At 64.8% G+C, this 18,334-nt stretch carries 18 protein-coding genes and 1 pseudogene; 6 read left to right on the plus strand and 13 right to left on the minus strand.

What is annotated here, in order from left to right; all coding sequences use genetic code 11:
• Positions 1-30: 30 nt before the first annotated feature.
• Together HNP02_RS10725 and HNP02_RS10730 are read right to left on the minus strand one after the other, a co-directional pair.
• Positions 31-864, minus strand: coding sequence for a rhomboid-like protein (locus HNP02_RS10725; RefSeq protein ID WP_184437992.1), 834 nt, complete (start codon positions 862-864; stop codon positions 31-33).
• A 90-nt stretch (positions 865-954) separates the two neighbouring features.
• Complete coding sequence (locus tag HNP02_RS10730) at positions 955-2,439, minus strand: phosphatidylglycerol lysyltransferase domain-containing protein (RefSeq protein WP_184437994.1); 1,485 nt, start codon at positions 2,437-2,439, stop codon at positions 955-957.
• A 321-nt stretch (positions 2,440-2,760) separates the two neighbouring features.
• On the opposite strand from HNP02_RS10730, the pseudogene HNP02_RS10735 reads away from it, so the two are divergent.
• A pseudogene (locus HNP02_RS10735) lies at positions 2,761-3,747 on the plus strand (LLM class F420-dependent oxidoreductase).
• 2 nt (positions 3,748-3,749) lie between these two features.
• Here the strand turns inward: HNP02_RS10735 and HNP02_RS10740 are convergent.
• Both HNP02_RS10740 and HNP02_RS10745 read right to left on the minus strand, forming a co-directional pair.
• Positions 3,750-4,214 (minus strand): STAS domain-containing protein, encoded by a 465-nt coding sequence (locus tag HNP02_RS10740; protein ID WP_184437996.1) that lies wholly within the window; start codon positions 4,212-4,214, stop codon positions 3,750-3,752.
• A gap of 334 nt (positions 4,215-4,548) precedes the next feature.
• Positions 4,549-4,908: an ANTAR domain-containing protein gene (locus tag HNP02_RS10745; RefSeq protein ID WP_184437998.1), complete on the minus strand. Its 360-nt coding sequence runs from the start codon at positions 4,906-4,908 to the stop codon at positions 4,549-4,551.
• 310 nt (positions 4,909-5,218) lie between these two features.
• Here HNP02_RS10745 and HNP02_RS10750 point away from each other — a divergent pair, with 310 nt between their 5' ends.
• The gene (locus HNP02_RS10750; RefSeq protein WP_184438000.1) at positions 5,219-5,656 is read left to right on the plus strand and encodes a cupin domain-containing protein; all 438 of its coding nucleotides are present in this window, start codon (positions 5,219-5,221) and stop codon (positions 5,654-5,656) included.
• Between the two features lie 64 nt (positions 5,657-5,720).
• Here HNP02_RS10750 and HNP02_RS10755 read toward each other — a convergent pair whose 3' ends face one another.
• Both HNP02_RS10755 and HNP02_RS10760 read right to left on the minus strand, forming a co-directional pair.
• Positions 5,721-6,161, minus strand: a complete 441-nt coding sequence (locus HNP02_RS10755; RefSeq protein ID WP_184438002.1) for a hypothetical protein — start codon at positions 6,159-6,161, stop codon at positions 5,721-5,723.
• Between the two features lie 68 nt (positions 6,162-6,229).
• A complete protein-coding gene (locus tag HNP02_RS10760) occupies positions 6,230-7,045 on the minus strand; it encodes an enoyl-CoA hydratase/isomerase family protein (RefSeq protein WP_184438004.1) in 816 nt (271 codons plus the stop codon).
• 119 nt (positions 7,046-7,164) lie between these two features.
• Between HNP02_RS10760 and HNP02_RS10765 the strand changes: the two genes are divergently transcribed.
• The gene (locus tag HNP02_RS10765; protein WP_184438007.1) at positions 7,165-8,100 is read left to right on the plus strand and encodes a helix-turn-helix domain-containing protein; all 936 of its coding nucleotides are present in this window, start codon (positions 7,165-7,167) and stop codon (positions 8,098-8,100) included.
• A 57-nt stretch (positions 8,101-8,157) separates the two neighbouring features.
• On the opposite strand, the gene HNP02_RS10770 is transcribed toward HNP02_RS10765, so the two are convergent.
• From HNP02_RS10770 to HNP02_RS10795, 6 genes are all read right to left on the minus strand, one after another.
• Complete coding sequence (locus HNP02_RS10770; protein ID WP_184438009.1) at positions 8,158-9,246, minus strand: CaiB/BaiF CoA-transferase family protein; 1,089 nt, start codon at positions 9,244-9,246, stop codon at positions 8,158-8,160.
• Positions 9,247-9,251: 5 nt separating this feature from the next.
• Positions 9,252-10,973, minus strand: coding sequence for a class I adenylate-forming enzyme family protein (locus HNP02_RS10775; protein ID WP_184438011.1), 1,722 nt, complete (start codon positions 10,971-10,973; stop codon positions 9,252-9,254).
• Entirely contained in the window at positions 10,970-11,965 is a 996-nt protein-coding gene (locus HNP02_RS10780; RefSeq protein ID WP_184438013.1) for an NADPH:quinone oxidoreductase family protein, read from the minus strand. The genes HNP02_RS10775 and HNP02_RS10780 overlap by 4 nt, the downstream gene beginning before the upstream one ends.
• Positions 11,966-12,026: 61 nt before the next feature.
• Positions 12,027-12,791 carry an SDR family NAD(P)-dependent oxidoreductase gene (locus HNP02_RS10785; protein WP_184438015.1) on the minus strand — a complete coding sequence of 255 codons (765 nt, stop codon included), beginning with the start codon at positions 12,789-12,791 and terminating at the stop codon, positions 12,027-12,029.
• Complete coding sequence (locus HNP02_RS10790) at positions 12,788-13,819, minus strand: phosphotransferase family protein (RefSeq protein WP_184438017.1); 1,032 nt, start codon at positions 13,817-13,819, stop codon at positions 12,788-12,790. Before HNP02_RS10790 ends, HNP02_RS10785 begins: the two co-directional genes overlap by 4 nt.
• The gene (locus HNP02_RS10795) at positions 13,816-15,105 is read right to left on the minus strand and encodes an acyl-CoA dehydrogenase family protein (RefSeq protein WP_184438019.1); all 1,290 of its coding nucleotides are present in this window, start codon (positions 15,103-15,105) and stop codon (positions 13,816-13,818) included. Before HNP02_RS10795 ends, HNP02_RS10790 begins: the two co-directional genes overlap by 4 nt.
• A gap of 211 nt (positions 15,106-15,316) precedes the next feature.
• Between HNP02_RS10795 and HNP02_RS10800 the strand changes: the two genes are divergently transcribed.
• Positions 15,317-15,874, plus strand: coding sequence for a TetR/AcrR family transcriptional regulator (locus HNP02_RS10800; RefSeq protein ID WP_184438022.1), 558 nt, complete (start codon positions 15,317-15,319; stop codon positions 15,872-15,874).
• Here HNP02_RS10800 and HNP02_RS10805 read toward each other — a convergent pair.
• Entirely contained in the window at positions 15,871-16,872 is a 1,002-nt protein-coding gene (locus tag HNP02_RS10805) for an LLM class flavin-dependent oxidoreductase (RefSeq protein ID WP_184438023.1), read from the minus strand. The two genes, HNP02_RS10800 and HNP02_RS10805, sit on opposite strands and share 4 nt — an antisense overlap.
• Positions 16,873-16,961: 89 nt before the next feature.
• Here HNP02_RS10805 and HNP02_RS10810 point away from each other — a divergent pair, with 89 nt between their 5' ends.
• Entirely contained in the window at positions 16,962-17,492 is a 531-nt protein-coding gene (locus HNP02_RS10810; protein WP_184438025.1) for a cupin domain-containing protein, read from the plus strand.
• 138 nt (positions 17,493-17,630) lie between these two features.
• Positions 17,631-18,272, plus strand: coding sequence for a TetR/AcrR family transcriptional regulator (locus HNP02_RS10815; RefSeq protein ID WP_184438027.1), 642 nt, complete (start codon positions 17,631-17,633; stop codon positions 18,270-18,272).
• Positions 18,273-18,334 lie beyond the last annotated feature (62 nt).

Raw genomic sequence — 18,334 nt, forward strand, 5'->3', positions numbered from 1 at the left:
CCACGGTGAACGGCGGGCTTCGATCTGGGTCTACCGCCCCACTGCGCCCGGCGCGACCTCCGGCGAACTGGCGGCGTCTGATTGTGATCTACCGGCACCGTGGGACGGTCGACTGCTCGACCATAGCCGAGCCGCGCCGTGGGCAACCGAACTGACCACCACGCCCGCCGCTGCGGCAACAGGTGCGGCCGGCAACAAAACTCCGACGATCATCAGGAAGCCGAACCCGATACCGCCCGCAAGCAGTGCGAGTCGGGCCGCCGTCCAGCGCGTGGGTGGCCGGAACTGGGTCGACAGCAACATGCCCAACATCAGCGCTACTGTGTGCCCAGCCGCAGTGAAGTCTGCCCCCGAAGCGACGATCGCCAGAGCGACGGCGATCCACCAGCCGATCCATGCCGGGCGGAAGCGCGGCGGTAGCGCCGCAGTCAGCGTGCCGAGCACGGCCACGGCGCCGTAACTCAACCCAACGTCGGTCGAGCCCGCGATCGACGTCGGCAACCAGCCAAACTTGATTGCAGCCGCCAGCCCGACTGCGACGACGAGCGTCGCCCCGATGTGACCAAGCACGAAGGCCTGGACCAAACGCCTGCTGCACCAGAGCAGCTCAGCGAGTGCCAATAGACACACCAGTCCCGGCAGCAAGATGTAGATCGGACCGTCTGCGGTGACGAATGCGCTTCCCAGCAGGGTTCCCAGGTGTCCATGCTCGAGGTTGTGCAGATTGGTGCTCAGCTGATCGATGACGCTGTCCTGGACGTGTGGGCCCAGTGCCAACAGCACGGTTGCGATGAGCAGCAGGGTCACCGCGTAGGCCACCGTCACTCGCACCGGCAGGAGGCTGGAGAAGAATCTTGACACCATCTGAGGCGAGCATACCGGCGTGGCGCCCGGCAGTTCCGGCTGGCAAATTGCTGTGTACCCGGCCAAGTCGAGACGTGCGGGTTGTGGAAGCTATGCCGTAGTTTGCCTCTGCGGGTCCATTCGTCGACCTCGGCCTCCGCCAAGTTCTGCGGACCGTCGCCGCACCCCGGGGCTAACTCGACGCGACCGGAGCGAGCGCCGGGCTCGGTGTGGCATGAATTCCAGTGTCAACAGCACGAACAACGCGGGCAGCAAGTGGCGCAGTGAGAGTAATACGTATCGTCGCGCGCCAAGCGCATGGTATTTGCGTAGGTATGAATACAGTGACTCCAAGCGAATGAGCCTGTCTCCGAGGTGGATCAACTCGTAGCAGAGCCGTTGCATCGGCCCGCGACGGCTATCGGCGAAAACCTCTGGGAACGCCGCGAATGCGAGCGAGAGTCGTTGTGCGCCGTGTTCCTTCGCCCAGGAGATCATGTCGACGCTGAGCCGCTCGTCGATGCCGTTCGGGGCGTCGGGTCGCCGATATGGCACATCCAGCGAGACGTCGTTGCCGCCGCCCGCTAGTGCATACCGGTGCACGGCTAGCGCCTTGCCGGAGCGGTCCCGAGCGATCATCAACAGGATGCCCGGATAGCGGCCTTCCAAGGCGCCGTCCAGGATCATGGAGAATCCGCGCTCGGTGCGGGCTCCTGAATGCGAGGAGTCCAGCACGTCGATCAGTTCAACCAGGGTTGCATCGTCGGCGCTGCCTTCGGCGACGACCTCGGTCGTCACGCCGGCGTTGTGCGTGCGTCGCACGGCTTGCCGCAGGTTGCGGTACTTGCGTCCGACCATGTCGAAGTGAGCAACGTCGATCACGACATCGCGTCCGAACGGAATCGCGTGCAGAGGGGCCATCGTAGGAACCGTCCACAACGACAACCGATGTTCGCTGCAGCCCAAGACGAGAATGCGCCATCCGCGCGTATTGCACATCCTGGCGAAGTCGCTCACCAGTTCGCCGAAACGCGCGGGATCACCTATCGGATCGCCGCTGACAACCGCGAAGCCAATTCGGGTGCGGTAGGCCAGCATCGCCGTACCGTCGGCACTGAAGAAGGGGCACTTCCGTGATTGCATTGCGAACGGAGCCAGTGGGTCGCCTTGCGTTGCGTCGACCAGCGACCAGACTTCTTGCAGAGCATTGGGCTGAGGTCGTGCAGTCGTCGGCCACATCAATGCCAGGCCGGCACCGGCGATCGCCACATCACCCATCGGATCGAAGGACAGCGCGCGCATGACCAGTCCGGTCATCAACAGCCCCGCAGCCGCGACCGCGTGGGACAGAGTCACCGGCCTGCCGAGGCGTATTCCGCGAGCGATGAACACCACCGCGGCCAGCATCGTCAACGACCACTCCAGCCTTCCACCGGTGGGCCAGAGTCCGTGATGGTGATGTTCGTGCTCAACGAATACGACGAGCCAAGCGAACAGCAGGAGCATCGCCATCGAGCCAAGGCGCCGCACTGTGCGCGAATCCACGTCGGTGACGAGGCCTCGGTGTGGGTGAACGTTGCGTACCTTGATCATCATCTTGCAAATACCCTGCGGCAAACCCGCTAAACCGGCCTCAGTCCTCAGGGTGCGTTTGGAGCATCAGGCCAAGCATATCGAAGGCCAAGTCGATGCGCCCCAACCGAATCCATTCCTGACAGATGGCTGCGCTCCCGGAGCCATCGACCGAACGCCGCAGTCCGGGCGTTGAACAACCCCGACCGCATTCTGACCGAGGTGACCACCCGCGTGTGATTTTCACCTGCCGACAGGGCCTACGTCGCACTCAAGAGGCTCCGGATCGGCGGCGTGACCTGCTGCTGCCGTTTATGCTTGCCGCCGACGGGTATCCGGATTGGCATGACACGGTTTGGCTACACCTTGATGACTGAACAGAGCGGCCCGAAAGATCTTGTCCGATATGCCGTTTGGGCAGAACACGTGGGTTTCGACTTCGAGGTCTCCAGCGACCACTTTTCGCCATGGCTGACGGCGCAGGGACACGCCCCCAACGCGTGGACCGTGCTGGGGGCGGTAGCCCACGCCACGGAGCGCGTCGAATTGTTCACCTATGTCACGTGCCCCACGATGCGCTATCACCCGGCGGTCGTGGCGCAACAGGCCGCGACCCTGCAGATCCTCGCCGACGGGCGCTTCACGCTCGGGCTGGGCAGTGGGGAGAACCTCAACGAACACGTGGTCGGCAAGCGCTAGCCGACGATCGTGCACAGGCAGGACATGCTGCGCGAGGCCATTCAGATCATCCGCGAACTGTGGACCCGCGAACTCGTCGACTGGACTGGCGAGCACTTCACGGTTGACTCGGCCCGGCTGTGGGACATCCCCGACGTTCCGGTCGCCATCGCCGCGGCAGTGTCCGGGCAGAAGTCGATCGACACCTTCGCCCCCATCGCGGACCATCTGATCGCCGTGGAACCGGACAAGGACCTGGTCGACTCGTGGCACGACGCCCGCCGCGCGACGGGGTTGCCCGGCGACGTCAGGGTGGTCGGGCAGATCCCGATCTGCTGGGACCCCGATCGCGATGCTGCGATCACCCGGGCCCACGAACAGTTCCGCTGGTTTGGTGGCGGCTGGCAGGTGAACGCCGACCTCCCCACGACTGCCGGGTTCGCCGGCGCCACTCAGTTCGTCCGTCCCGAAGACGTCGCGGATTCGATCCCGTGCGGCCCTGATCTGGACGCGATCGTCGATGCCGTCCGCGCCTACTGGGAAGCCGGTTTCACCGACATCGCGCTCGTCCAGATCGGCGACGACGGTCAGGACCTCTTCCTCAAGGAAGCAGCTACACCATTGCTGGCAGCGCTACGGGCGGCCGCTGGCTGACGTCAATTGAGTCCCCTGCCGTGGACATCGGCACCCGGTAGAGGGTAGCGGCGGCACATCAGATGGTCGAGGTGGTCGCAGGCCGAGTCGAAGTCGTCGGCCTGCGGCAGGACGTGGTCGGGATCCACGATGTCCACGAGGTGTACGACTGCGCGGCCACCGACGAACATCCAGTCGACGTCGGATCGGCTGCAGCACACGCTGATGTAGTGCAGCGCTGAAAATGCCTGCGCGCTGAAGAAGTTCACGGCACGCAGATCCACCAGCAATTGAGTGGTCGGGCGCAGCTGACGTTCGACGTAACGGCCCAGATCGCGTCGGTTGCTGGCATCGACCTCACCTTCGACGGTGACGATCAGTCGCGCCGGGAAGTAGAGGCGAGTGGAATAACGCGCCCTGCCGGACGCCTCCACCTCGTCGCCGGGGCGTCCGAGTGAGGTTCTGGTACGGAGTTGGGCAGTGGTCATGGCCGACCTCCAGACGCAAATGGGGCACTGGATTGGTCACGCCGACGGCGGCACGATGTGAGAGGTCTTCGGCTCGTGAGCGGACTCGCGACGTCACCAACGGCTGCGCGCTCAACCTGATAGCAGGGTACGACGGATGACGCTGATTGTCGACGAGTTGAGCCAGACCTGCGGCGGTCTGCCAGCAGAACCCGAATCGGGCACCCGGGGTCTGGGGGTGCCCTTCGCGATGGGCGCCCTTGATAGCACGTGGTTGGAACTACCAAGGGCTTGAGGGGTTCGCAGTCCGGACTACGTTCCGCTCCAAAAACGAAACTACCCACTCCTCGCGAGGCTATTCATCAGTTTTGGATTGGCCGTTCATTTGTCGGGCGGCGACGTGTGCGATGCGTTGGTGCGCGGTGAGCATCACGCCGTCGACTGCGCTTCGCCTGGCCGGCCTGTTGACCCTGGACAGCTCGACCAGGTCCTTTGAAATCTGCTCGGCGATGAGGCGGAGTTTGACGTTGTGCTGCTGAGACTGCCAGCGCAGCAGCTCGAACGCGTCGTTGGCGTCGATGCCATAGACGAACATGAGCATGCCCTTGGTCTGTTCGATCAGGGCGCGGCGCTCGGTGATCGCGTGGATGGCGTCCGAGATTCGCTCTTGGTCGCTTTGCCCGAGGGCTTCGTCGCCCGGGTCGTCGGCGCTCATCTCCGCTCCTCGGGTAGACAAACCGTCGTTCGGTTGCCTCAGGGGAGGACGGCCAGTGGCCGAACGGATGCGCGGTACCTCTGCCGGGGTCTGGGGCAATACCGTGTACCCGGTCGTCGCTCGAGTCAATCGCCGTGATCCGAACATCACGTTCGGTGATTCGGTTTGTCGACCTGATCGCCTGGCGAGAGTCCGAGAGATTACGAAACTGCCCGCAGTGCAACCGGAGTCACCGCCCCACGTATGGTGGGACGTGCAACCCAATACGCCGTACCCGGGTTGCTCAACCGATCGACTCAGAGGACGAGATATGCGAGGCCCTGCAAAAGCCGCGTGGACCGCGATCGGGGCCGGCATCGCACTGGCCGCGATGACACCCGCGAGCGCTCACGCCACCCCGTCGACGGGCGTTTCCGCCGTGACGCTGTCCAAACAGACCGTCGACGGCAAGGACTACATCGTTTCCTACATCACCATCGCTCCCGGTGGAAGCACCGGCTGGCATACACACCGCGGCGAGATCTACGGCGTGATGAAATCCGGGACGCTCACGCACTACGCAGCAGACTGCAGCCAAGACGGGGTGTATGAGGCGGGCGACCCGATGACGGACCCCACCGGTCCCGACCACGTGCACATCGCGCGGAACCTCGGCACCACGCCGCTAGTGCTCGAAGTCACCTACGTCGACCCCGCAGGTGCTCCGACCTCTGATAGCGCCCTCAACCCGGGTTGTGACTTCAACTGATCGGAGCCTCGCTGACGATCGGCGTCGATTGTGAAACCCGAGTCCTCCGCCATGGCATCGGATTTCACTCGTTGGCGATGACGTTGTCCTTGCCGAGGAGGAACTCGTACGGATCGTCGCCATCCCCGACGTCTGCGGGCATGTCGTAGTAGGTCTTGATGAGCAGGTCGCCGGCGGCGTCCCAGGCGAAGGTCTCGATGCTGTGGGTCTTGAGCGTTTTACCGTTCAACGTGAAGTGGTTCTCGATGACCCACGCCATCTCGTCGCCGTTCACCTGGACTGTGACCATGTGCATCTTCAGGTGGGGCTGGAACATGTCGTACGCCTCGGTCGTCGCATGCTCGAACCCGTGCTTCTCCTTGGTGCCCACCGGGTCGAGCATCCTTACTGAGCCGGGGACGATCGTGCGCCACGAGGCGACCCACTCGTCTTTGCGGTCCTCGTTCCAGAACGGGCAGTGGATGCGGGCGTGGGCGAGTCGTGCTTCTCTCGACGGTGCTCCCATGGTGGATCTCCCTCGTGCGTGATGCCGTCTGATGGTTGGTGACGTCTCATCGCCAGGCCAGGCGAAGGTCAGTCCTGCCAGAAGTTCATGATGAGTTTGCGACGTTCGTCGCGCGTCGCCTTGGCAGTGAAATCCTGGATGCCCGCCATGGCGTTTTCGCCGGGGCCGAATCGTGATGGGTTCCCCTCGAAGAACATGCTGCTCCACATGTCGAGGTCGGCGGCCTTGTCGACGAAGTACTTGGTGACGGTGGTGGCGTGGCGGTCCTTGTCCAGCAGGACCTCGGTGAGTGCCGTGATCTCGGCGTCGAGGTTCTCCGGATCGCAGAGACGGTTGACAAGGTCGTGGCGTTCGGCGACCGCGCCGCTGAACAGGTAGCCGAGCAGGTTCCACTCCTTGGTCTTGCGACGGCCTGCGAACTTGCTGAGCCGTCCGGTGCCGCCCCATCCGGGCGTGATGCCCCAGTTGATTTCGGGCATGCCCCACCGGGACCGGTGGGTGGCGACGACGAAATCGCAGACCAGGGTGAGTTCCAGGCCGCCGCCGGTACACACGCCGTCGACGCCGGCGATGGTGACCGGGACCAGGTTGTCGATGATGTTGACCGTCTCCTGATACATCCGGATGTTCCACGGGCCGTCATCGGGCGCGAAGTCCAGGAACCCCTTGATGTCGTCTCCGGCGCAGAACGTCTCGCCCGCCCCGCGCAGGATCAGCACCCGGCAGTCGCGGTCTACCGCGACATCCTTGACCGCCGCGTTTAGTTCGGCCGAGATCTCCTGGTCGAGCGCATTGTGCACCCTGGGGCGGTTGAGCGTAATGGTGGTCACCGCTCCGTCCTGGTTGACGATCAGCTTCCCCGACGGCGACAGTTTCTCAGCCATGAAGTGTCCTCGCTTTAGTCTGGCAGTGGTTCGGCTAGGCTAGATCCATACGGTCTAGTTATGCAAGTAAATTCGATAAGAATACTGCTATTCTGAGGCGGAGAGGAGTCCCGAGGACCGTGACCGACGCTGCTCGTGCCCTGACCAGCGGGGCCGATTCGATCCTGCAGACCGCCGAGGTGGTCGGGGATGCCTGGTCCTGGCTGGTGATGCGGGAAGCCGTCCTGCACGGTGTCACCCGGTTTGCGGAATTCCAGGCGCGACTAGGGGTTCCACGCTCGACGTTGTCGGCTCGCCTCACCCAGCTCACCGCGGCCGGCTTGCTGACTCGGACCGCCCGATCCCAAGGCCCCGAATACCACCTGACCGAAGCCGGGCGGGACTTCCTGGGCCCTCTGCTGGTCGCCATGCGGTGGGGTGACCATTGGTACTTCCGTCCAGGCACCCGGCCGCAGCAGGGCACGCACACCCCGTGCGGGAATCCACTGGAGGCGGTGCTGCGATGCGCGCATTGCTGCGACGTCGTGCTGGCCAATGACGTGTCGACCAGTCCGGGCCAGCCGTTCACCCAGCCCCCGATCGCTGCGGTGAAGGGCGCAAAACGTCGCCGACCCGGGCTGGAGCTGCTGGAGCGCAACCGACCGTGCTCGATCGCGCGTGCGCTGATGATCGTGGGGGACTGGTGGAGCGGGCTGATCGTCCGCGAATGCTTCTTTGGCACCCGCCGCTTCGACGACTTCCAACGCCGGCTGGACATCGCCCCAAACATCTTGTCGCAGCGACTACAACGACTCGTCCAACTCGGCATTCTGGCCAAGGTCGCCGACGGAAGCTGGGCAGTGCGCCACGAATACCGGCTCACCGAAAAGGGTTTCGATCTATACCCCGTTCCGCTGGCCATCATGACCTGGGGCCGCCGCTGGCTTGGACCGGCAGAGTCCGACACCACCTTGACGCACACGCCGTGTGGCGCCGATCTGCAGGCTGTCCTGAGCTGCGGTGTCTGCGCCGAGCCGATGTCGCGCCCGTCCATCGTGCTCGGCGACGACCAATAGTTCCTTGGTCCGGGCGCCGGCTCAATTGTCAGGGCGGTGGTCATCACGGGACCGGCTCTAACCGCGCCAGCGCTTGGCGACCGCGGCGACCGTCGCAACGTGGGTACCTGGTGCGGCAGGCTCACGGGGATGACTGCGGCTGAACATCGGGGCGGGCATCGTTTGAAGGATGCCGCCGACATCGCCAAAGGTGTTGCGGGCGCGCAGCTGCGGATGGTCAACGGCTTCGCTCATACTGAGCACTGGCGTCACGCATGCATCCGTGCCTGCGAACACTTCAACCCATTGCGCCCGTGTCTTGGCTGCGAATGCCGTTGCAAACAACGACTTCAACTGCGACCACTGGGATGGGTCATCGCGGTCGGGCAGCTCGCCGGGTTCCATCCCGAGTCCGGCTAGCAGTTGGGAGTAGAACGGCTGCTCGATCGCGCCAACGGCGACGTGGTTGCCGTCGGCGCACCGGTACACCCCGTAATACGGCGCTCCGCCGTCGAGGATGTTGTTGGCGCGCTGCTCGTGCCAGATGCCCATGGCGCGGAACGTCCAGAACATCTGTGCCAGTGTGTTGACTCCGTCGACGATGGCCACGTCGAGCACCTGGCCGCGACCGGACCGGGTGCGCTCGATGAGCGCGGCGAGAATGCCGGCGACGAGGAACATCGAGCCGCCGCCGAAATCACCCAACAGGTTGAGCGGGACTACGGGGTGTTCGGATGTGCCGATGCTGTCGAGCATCCCGGTGATCGACAGGTAGTTGATGTCGTGACCCGCGGACTGCGCCAGCGGTCCGTCCTGTCCCCACCCGGTCATGCGGGCATAGACGAGGCGGGGGTTTGCGGCGACGCACTCGTCGGGGCCGAGTCCGAGGCGTTCGGTCACGCCGGGTCTGAACCCCTCGATCAACACGTCTCCCTCGGCGATGAGTTGTCGCAGTGAGGCAACGTCTTTCGCGTCCTTGAGATCGGCGGCCACCAGCGTGCGGTTTCGCAACTGCGCATCGCCTGCGAGGTCGGACGGCGTTCCGTCCGGTGCCTTGCGTACGACCCGAATGACGTCAGCGCCCCAGTCGCCGAGCAGCATTGCCGCGTGTGGGCCGGGACCCTGCCCGGCGAGTTCGACGACCCGGATGCCGTCCAGTGCTCCCATCGACGTCACTTCGCTACGTAGCTTCGGCGCAGGGCAAGCCGGTGGATCTTCTCGCTGGCGTTGCGGGGCAGCGGTGCGTCGGTCAGCGTGATGTATCTGGGTACCTTGAATGCGGGCAGCGTGATCCGCAGATGTTCACGGAGATCGTCCTCGGTGAGTGCGGCGCCCCGCTGAGGGTGACACACCATCGCCAACTCCTCGCCCATGGCGTCGTCGGCCACGCCGAAGACGGCGACCTCCTTGACGGCGGGGTGGCGGTAGGCGACGTTCTCGATCTCGATGGGGGAGATGTTCTCGCCGCCCCGAATGACGATCTCCTTGATCCGTCCGGTGATGTGCAGGAAGCCGTCCTCGTCGAGGTGGCCGAGATCGCCTGTGCGGAGCCAGCCGTCGATCGTGAACGCCTCACGGGTCATGTCGTCGAGCTGCCAGTACCCGGGAGTGACGGTGACGCCGCGCAGCTGAATCTCGCCGTCCTCGGTCGACGAAACGACGGCGCCGTCGGTGTTTGTGACACGAAGCTCGATGATCGGGGAGAGGACGCCGCAGGCGAGCGGCTTGAGGTCGAACACCGGGCCGCTCATCGTCGCGCAGACCGATGCGGTTTCGGTCATGCCGTAACCGGACGACCGCGACACGATGCCGAGTTTCTCGCGCAGGAGTCCGGGCAGATCGGATGGCGTCGCCGCGCCGGCGGCGGCCACCCGCGACACGGATGTCAGGTCGTGCTCATCGAAGTGCGGGTGGGTGAGGAGATCCTTCAGGATCGCGGGCACGGTCGCGAGCATGGTGATCTTCTCGCGCTCGATCACTTCCATCGCAGCGCCGGCGTCCCACTTGTACAGCATGGCGACCTTCTGTCCGACCGCGCAGGGCACGAGAAATCCGCTGAACAGTCCGGTCGCGTGGAACAGCGGCACCGTGACCAGGGCCGCCTCCACGCGGGCGCCACCGGTCAGTGCGACGGTGCCGCCGAGCTCCATCGACAGAAATCCGACGAGGAACATGTTCATCAGTGCCTGACCCACCGCGACGTGACGGTAGATCACCCCCTTGGGTGTCCCGGTGCTGCCCGACGTGTACAGCAGCAGGGCGACGTCCTCGGGCAACGGTGTGGCCAACGTGTAGTCACGACCGCGGCCGCAGTCCCTCAGGTCGCGTATCCGGCGCATCGCGAGCTGCGTCTCCGCGTGTCCCGATAGATCGGCGACCCCACCATCGATGTCGCTGAACAGCAACGGGATTCGGGCCGCGGCCAGAGTGGCCTCCGCGAGTCGGGCACGCGGTAGGTCGGCGGCAAGCACCACTGCGCCGCAGTTGTCCAGGGTGAACTGCAGCTCGTCGGCCGACCCCCAGCTGTTGATCGGCACCACCACTGCGCCGATCAGGGCCGCCGCGGCGAACGTCATGACCCAGTCCGGACAGTTGCGCATCGCGATGGCTACCCGGTCTCCGGGCTTGACGCCCAGGTCGTGCTGCAGGACGGCAGCCAGTGCATCGACGTCGGCGAAGAAGCGGTCGAAGGACCAGCGTTCATCGCCGTAGACCAGGAAATCGGCTCCGCCATGCCCGCGGCCCATCTGCAGGATGTCGACGACGGTGGGTGCTGCGTGCGTGAAGACCCGGTGGGTGACACCTGCGATGTCGCGCTCGGTCACCTCGAAGGGCCCGCCGGCGTCGGTCAGACGGCGGACGGTCTGATGGACCAGCTCTGCGGTGACGGTCATGGCAGTCTCGGTTCCCCTTCGATCACGGTCTTGCCGATGGCTTGTCCGGCGTACAACTCCGCGCAGGCGCGAGGAAGATCGCCGAAGCCGACGATGTCGCCGACGTGGGTTTGCAGCAGTCCTTCGTCGTACCAGTCGAAAAGCTGCTGAAAGTTGGTGCGGTTCATGGCCGGATCCTTGATGGCTGACATCCCGAACGCGACTCCGACCAGCGCCATCGATTTGAGGATTGTGTAGTTGGCAGGCATCGTCGGGATGTCTCCTGCTGCGAAGCCGACGACGAGGTAACGGCCGTTCCATCCGACGCAGCGGCGGGCCCGGTCGAACAGAGCGCCGCCGACTGGATCGAAGACGACGTCGACGCCCGTCCCGTCGGTCATATCCATGACCCGGTCGCGCAAGTCCTCGGACGTGTAATCGATGACGTGGTGCGCGCCGAGACGGCTGGCGACAGTGCACTTTTCCACCGACGACGCCCCGGCGATGACGCGGGCACCCATCGCGACGGCGACCCCGACCGCCGCGCCGCCACAGCCGCCGGCAGAGCCTAGTACCAAGACCGACTCGCCGGGTTGCAGCCCACCCCGCTGTCGTAGGCCGTGCAGCGCCGTGCCATGCACCATTCCCAACCCCGCGGCCTCGTTGAACGACATCGCCTCGGGGATGCGGTGCACCTGCTGCACAGACGGTGTCACCACGATCTCGTCAGCGAAGGCCCCCGCCCCCGATACGGTCAGGACGCGGTCACCCACCGAGAGCCCGGCGACGTCTGCTCCGACTTCGATCACGATGCCGGCACACTCGCTACCGGGTACGAACGGGGGCTCCAGACGCAGCTGATAGTCGCCGCGGGTGATGAGCACATCGGGAAAATTTAGGGCTGCAGCGTGATTGGCGATGCGGACCTGCTCGGTGCCGCACGGCTGGCTGGGCAAGTCCTGCAGCTCGAGGCCGTCTTCCCCGGTGAGGCTCGTCGCCACCCAGGCCTTCACGGGATCTCATCTTGAGCGCTGGGCTTCACATCGTCGATCGCGGGAAAGTGCTCGGAGCAGCTCATCCCGATACGCCGCCGTCGATGGTCATCAGTGATCCGGTGGTATAGCTCGACGCGTCCGACAGCAGGTAGAGGACCGCGCCGACGACCTCGTCTGGACGTCCGACCCGACCCAGTGCGATGGGGCGCACCACCTCGGGCAGCAGGTCGGGATTCTGCACGAAACCTGCAGTGGCATCGGTATCGAAGGTGCCGCAGATGATGCCGTTGACCCTGATGGACGCGCTGGCGTACTCCTGCGCCGCCGCCTGAGTCAGGGCGTTCAGACCGGCCTTCGCCGCAGAGTACGTGGTGGCGACCGGCGTCGGTTTGACCGATGCCAACGAGCTGATGTTGACGATGGAGCCACCACCGCCCGGCTTCATCGCCTCCGCGGCCAGGGCGGTCAGTCGGGTCGGGCCCTTGAGGTTGACGCCGACCACCTTGTCGAACAGCGCCTCGGTGGTGTCGAGCAACGACGGGGCAAGCGGGCTCATCCCGGCGTTGTTGATCAGGCCATCCAGCCGGCCCCAGTGGTCGGCGGCATCCGCGACCACGCGGTCCAGGGATGCCCAGTCGCCGACATGGCATTCCACGGCGAACGCGTCGCCGCCGCGATCGCGAAGCTGGGCGGCCAGCTCTTCGCAGGCATCGATCTTGCGGCTGGCGATCACCACTCGAGCCCCGCGTTCGGCCAGTCTCTCGCACATCGCCCGACCGAGGCCACGGCTGCCACCGGTGACGAGTACTACCCGGCCATCGACGGAGAACAGGGGGTTGGTCATCGGGCGAACCGCCTTGCCCGCAAAAGCAATTGATCGACGACGAACCCGAACACTTCGTGGTGTGGGTTGGTGGACTCGCCCCGACGATATTTGGCGAAGGAGCCTTCCAGCACGATCGCCAGCTTCCAGGCGCTAAACGCCTGGTACCAGTCGAAGCCGGTGAGATCGCGCCCGGTAGCCGCCGCGTAACGCTGCGCCAGCGCAGCCGGGGACTGGCACTGGTCGGCACTGATGCCGTTGGGGCTTCCGGGCGGAGCGAGCGCGATCAGATTGCCCTCCTCGGGCCAGAAGATCAGCGCCCAGGCCAGATCGATCAGCGGGTCGCCGACAGTGGTCATCTCGAAGTCGACGACGCCTGCCACCCGAGGCGGTGGGTGCGCCGACCAGATCAGATTGTCGAGTTTGTAGTCACCGTGCATCACGGTGAGCTCACCGAGTACCGGCTGGTTGGCCGTCAGCCAGGCGGCGACTTCGTCGACTCCCGCCAACTCGCGGGAGTGATAGGCCGCCAGCTGGGACATCCACCGGTTCACCTGACGGGTAAGGAACCCGACTGGTCGGGACAGCTCGGCCAGCGCGGTCTGAGTCCAATCGATTGCGTGCAGTGCGACCAGGGTGTCGATCAGCCCATCGCCGAGCGCGTGATGTGACTGCGGTTGTGAGGCAAGGCTTTCCGGGAGACCGTCACGCCGCACCACGACGCCGTCGACGTGTTCCATCACGAAGAACGGAGCCCCGAGGATGCTCGAATCCTCCGCAATGGCCAGGACTGTCGGCACGGGGACCGCTGTGCCCGCGAGGGATTGGATGATCCGCGCCTCGCGTGCCACCTGATGGGCGGTCCCGGACACCGCCGCCAGCGGCGCACGCCGCACCACCCAAGACTGGCCGAGTCGTTCGACGCGGAACATCTCGCAACTCGCGCCACCCGAGATCGGAGACACCACCACCTCGGCCGGCTCCCCGGTCGCTCCGGCCAACCAGTCACGGAATCGCGGCACGTCGAAGGTGGGCGCGGTCAGGTTCACGCACCTGCCTCCAATAGATGGGCGAAGCGTTCCCTCGCCGTCGCCAGCCGGGTCGGCACGTGTTCGCTCGGCCAGCCATCGACGGGCTGGTAGCGGGCCAGTTCGCTCTTGGCGATGCTGACCTTGTGTACTTCGTTGGCCCCATCGACCAGGCTGGCCATCCGCGCGATCCGGTACATCGACTCCAGTGGCATGTCGGAGCTGTAGCCCAGCGAGCCGTGCACCTGCAGCGCACGATCGATCACGTTGTGCACGACCTGCGCGTTGTAGACCTTGCACATGGCGATATCGCTGCGGGCGGCGAGGTTGCCGTCGCGATCGAATTTCCAAGCCGCGCGCAGGGTGAGGAGTTTGGCGGTCTCCAACTCGATGCGGGAGTCGGCGATGTCCTGCTGCACCATCTGGTGGCGCGTGTAGCTCTTTCCGAACGACGAACGCGACTGCGCCCGTTCACACATCATGTCGAACGCTCGTTCTGCCTCGGCCAGCCACCGCGTCGCATGATGGAGCCGCCCTGGGCCCAATCGGACCTGCGACAGCACGAACCCGCGCCCCCGTTCGCCGATGAGGTGATCCTGCGGAACCCGGACGTCGTCGAGCAGAACCTCGGCGTGGTTGCCGATCCGGCCGAATTCGACGTCGGGGTCATGCATCGAGGGGATGTCGCGCAGAATCGTCAGGCCGGACGCGCCCTTCTCCACCACGATCATCGAGCAGCGCAGATGCACGGGAGCGTCGGGTTCGGTGACCACCATGAAGATGATGTAGTCGGCGATCGAGGCGTTGGTGATCATCCACTTTCGGCCGTTGAGCACCCACTCATCGCCTTCGAGTACCGCAGTTGACTGAATCTGGGTTGGGTCCGTGCCGGATACCCACGGCTCGGTGAGCGCGAAGGCGCTGCGCATCTCGCTGCGCAGGTTGGGCCACAGCCACCGTTGCTTCTGTTCTTCGGTGCCGCCTTCGGCGATCAGTTCGGCGTTGCCGGAGTCCGGGGCCATGTTGCCGAAGACTTCCATCGCCACGCCAACCCGTCCGGTGATCAGATTCATCTGCGCCAGTGGTAACTGGCCAAAGCCGTTGCCGCCTAGTTCCTTCGGCAGGTGTGCGGCCCAGAGGCCCGCGGCGCGAACCTGCTCCTTGAGGGGTTGCAGGAGTCGGTCCGCATCTTCCTGTGGCAGCTGGGCAAGCAGCGGCTCCAACGGGTGGATCTCCTCGGCGACGAAGCGTGCGACCCAGTCCAGCGTGTTCTGGAATTCAGGGTCGGCGCAGAAGTCCCAGCCCATGTAATTGCTTCCGATCGTTGATGTGACACTGCCCGCGAACCGTTAAGATAACGGTGTTTTCCAAAGCTATCAAGAGGTCACTGAAAAGGACAACATCCTGGCGTCGTTACGAATCTCATGACAACGTGCCGCGCCCACGCCCGGCAGCGAAGCGCTGTTCGTACTATGTCGGTGGCTTCGCGCGTTGGCGTCGACTTGTCAGATGGGACGGATGGTGGCAAAACCACTGCTCAGTGCGGAGGCGATCTATGACGAGGCGTTGCGGGTCCTGGGCACCGACGGCGTCGCGGGTTTGACGGCCCGCAACCTGTCCTCCCGCCTGAGTTGCTCGACGAAGACGCTCTACCTACAGGTCGGAAATCGAGAGGCCTTGGTTCGCGGCGTCGTCGCCCGCGCATTCGCCTCGATCGACCTCGATTTCTCGACCGACACCGGGTGGCGCGACAGCGTACGTACCTGGTGTCACGCTCTGCGTGCGGCGCTGGTGGCCCGTCCCGATCTGTGCAGTCTGATGACGACCTCCGACCGCGGCGTGGTGATCGAGTACGTGACTCGACTGATCCGGGTACTCACCGGTCACGGTTTATCCAACGATGAAGCCGTCCGCGCCTGCGGCATACTCGTGCACGTCACGCTCAGCATGACGCTCGCCGATATGGCCGCGCCCGGTGAGTGGGACGAGCCTGACGTGTTCGACACCACGATTCAGTGGCTGATCACCGGTATGGCCGCCGGGTTCGCCGCGTCGGACGAAGACCGGCGAAACTAGAACCCGAAGAACGCCTTTGCGAACTGGTCGATCTCCCCGACGATGTCCGGGCCCGCGGGCGTATACACGATCTCGGTGATGCCCAATGCGGCCGAATTGCTCGCAGCGTCACGGATCTTCGCCGGCGGTCCGGTCCACCCGTACTCGAGGATGCCCACCCCGGCTTCGCGGATCGCGGCACGGTCGCGTCCGGTCAGAGCGCATACGTGCCCCTCGTGCACGCCGAGGTGCAGGTGCGGTTCCGAGCGCACCGCATGTAATCCTTCGAGCCAGGCTGCGCCGCCTGGCATTTCGGTCACGTAGTCGGGCGCCGCTTCGTAGACGGCGTGCCACATCGCGGCATACCAGGGTCCGGCGGCCTCGACCACCCGGGCACTGCTGTGGTCTTCACCTTCGCGTAATACGGTGCCGGCCACGATCATCGCGGCCGGCCGGCCTCCATTCAGCGGCTCGAGCGGCGGTTGGCCAAGGAGCACCCCGGCGGCCTCGACCTGGTCGGCGACTGCCATTCCCCTTGGGCCGCTCGGCGCGACCCACAGCGGTGTGCGCAGCGGGCGGTCCGGGGCCCAGTCCGCCAGGTGCAGCATCTGACACGGCGCGCCGTCGATGTCGACGACGTCGCCGTCGAGCAGCCCGCGAAGCTGCGTCACGTAAGCGCGAACCGATGCCCATCGCATCGGTTTCTGTCCCATGGCGCGCCGCGCGGTGAATCCGGTACCGAAGGCGCAGACGAGTCGCCCGGGCGCCTGCTCCTCGAGCGTTGCGATCGCCGCCGCCGTGACCATCGGGTGACGTAGTGCTGGGACCGCAACACCGGTACCAATGCCAAGGTCGCAGGTTGCGGATGCCGCCCGGGACGCTGCAATCCAGATATCTCCATACAGGGCAGGGGAATCGAAGAGCCAGAGACGGTGGCAGCCCGCACTCTCCGCAGCACGCGCGTATTCCGGAATTTGCGCACTCGGCGGTAGCGCCACCGATAGCAAGAGGTCGCCCATGCCACACACTCCAGTCCGAAATTACCCAGAAAACGATGGAAAACGATGTTATCTTAACTCGTCACCATCACACCCCAAGGAGCATCGTGATGCAGATTCGTCGAGTGGTAACCGGCCACGACGACCGGGACAAAGCGGTATTCGTCGATGACGGACACGTCGAGCCGACCACTGTGGTGTTGTCGACGACCACCTATCACGAACTGTGGCGAGCCGATTCAGTGCCGACGTTTCCCGACGCAGGCGCAAATGGCTCCAAGACGACGTTCTTTCCGGCAGCGGGCGGCTACCGGTTCTTCATACTGACCCTTCCGCCAGGCGATGGACACGCGAACCTCGACGACGTCGACGTCGAGGCGGGCCTACGGGAGCTGCAGGAGAAACTGCCGGGGGTCCTGGAGACGAACGACTTCGACGATCCCGGCATGCACACCACCGACACGGTGGACATGGAGATCGTGCTGTCAGGTGCCGTCGTCCTGGAACTCGACGACGGCGTTGAAAAGACCTTGCACGCAGGCGATGTCAATATTCAGAATGGAACGCGGCACCGCTGGCACAATCGCGGGACCTCACCGGTGGTGATCGCGGTCATGATGGTCGGCGCACACCGCAGGTAACGGTGACGACCAACGGATGACCCCTGATCGAATCCGTGCCTCAAGCGCGTTGAGCCCGGTTTGGGGATCCACACCTGGCGGATCGTTCTTACATGGACGCACACGTCGCAGCGAAGCAATGCGATGATTGAGTGCACTATGGGTTCCACTGCACCTGCCAAACCGACCCCGCGGCGACCGCCCGGTGGCAGCCAGATCCGCGCCGACCGCACCAGGGAAACCATCATCGAGGAAACGATCCTGTGCATTCGGGAGGACGGTTTCGCAGCGGCAAGTGCTAGCCACATCACAAGGCGCGCCGGCGTCACGTGGGGCGTCATTCAGTACCACTTCGGCGGACGCGACGAATTGTTGATGGCGGTCGTGGACCGGGCGTTCCGTCTGTTTCTCGAAGCGCTGGATGGCATTCCAGATGATCTTTCCAAGCTGACCATCCGGCAGCGCGCCGAGGTCATCGTCACCGCCGCCTGGGAAGGTTTCTCGACTCCGACGTCGATGGCGTCGCTGGAGATCCTGGTGTCCACCCGCGCGATCCGTGACGCGAGTGCGGGACGGCACCTGGAACAGATGGCAGAGGCGCTTGCCCATCTTGGCAAGAAGATCGGCCAGGGATTGGATGCCCCGCGCGCCGCGGCGATCGGCAACCTCGTGTGGACGGGACTGCAAGGCATGGTGCTGGCGCAGCTCGTAGTCCCAGTGTCCCTGGACACCTCCAGAGAGCGACGCGCACTGGTCGAACTCATCGCCACATACATCGAGGAACAGTCGCGCGGGGATTGACGCGAAGGCACGTGGAGTGATGTAGCTGGGCGGCGTCAACGGCACCGAATGTCGTTGCACCA

This window comes from Mycobacterium sp. AZCC_0083, assembly GCF_014202335.1.
In the GTDB taxonomy this organism is placed as follows: Bacteria; Actinomycetota; Actinomycetes; order Mycobacteriales; family Mycobacteriaceae; genus Mycobacterium.

Coding starts and splice junctions, on each gene's coding strand:
- HNP02_RS10725 (WP_184437992.1), bottom strand. CDS start 864: ATGGTGTCAAGATTCTTCTCCAGCCTCCTGCCGGTGCGAGTGACGGTG.
- HNP02_RS10730 (WP_184437994.1), bottom strand. CDS start 2,439: ATGATGATCAAGGTACGCAACGTTCACCCACACCGAGGCCTCGTCACC.
- HNP02_RS10740 (WP_184437996.1), bottom strand. CDS start 4,214: ATGACCACTGCCCAACTCCGTACCAGAACCTCACTCGGACGCCCCGGC.
- HNP02_RS10745 (WP_184437998.1), bottom strand. CDS start 4,908: ATGAGCGCCGACGACCCGGGCGACGAAGCCCTCGGGCAAAGCGACCAA.
- HNP02_RS10750 (WP_184438000.1), top strand. CDS start 5,219: ATGCGAGGCCCTGCAAAAGCCGCGTGGACCGCGATCGGGGCCGGCATC.
- HNP02_RS10755 (WP_184438002.1), bottom strand. CDS start 6,161: ATGGGAGCACCGTCGAGAGAAGCACGACTCGCCCACGCCCGCATCCAC.
- HNP02_RS10760 (WP_184438004.1), bottom strand. CDS start 7,045: ATGGCTGAGAAACTGTCGCCGTCGGGGAAGCTGATCGTCAACCAGGAC.
- HNP02_RS10770 (WP_184438009.1), bottom strand. CDS start 9,246: ATGGGAGCACTGGACGGCATCCGGGTCGTCGAACTCGCCGGGCAGGGT.
- HNP02_RS10775 (WP_184438011.1), bottom strand. CDS start 10,973: ATGACCGTCACCGCAGAGCTGGTCCATCAGACCGTCCGCCGTCTGACC.
- HNP02_RS10785 (WP_184438015.1), bottom strand. CDS start 12,791: ATGACCAACCCCCTGTTCTCCGTCGATGGCCGGGTAGTACTCGTCACC.
- HNP02_RS10795 (WP_184438019.1), bottom strand. CDS start 15,105: ATGGGCTGGGACTTCTGCGCCGACCCTGAATTCCAGAACACGCTGGAC.
- HNP02_RS10800 (WP_184438022.1), top strand. CDS start 15,317: ATGGTGGCAAAACCACTGCTCAGTGCGGAGGCGATCTATGACGAGGCG.
- HNP02_RS10805 (WP_184438023.1), bottom strand. CDS start 16,872: ATGGGCGACCTCTTGCTATCGGTGGCGCTACCGCCGAGTGCGCAAATT.
- HNP02_RS10810 (WP_184438025.1), top strand. CDS start 16,962: ATGCAGATTCGTCGAGTGGTAACCGGCCACGACGACCGGGACAAAGCG.
- HNP02_RS10815 (WP_184438027.1), top strand. CDS start 17,631: ATGGGTTCCACTGCACCTGCCAAACCGACCCCGCGGCGACCGCCCGGT.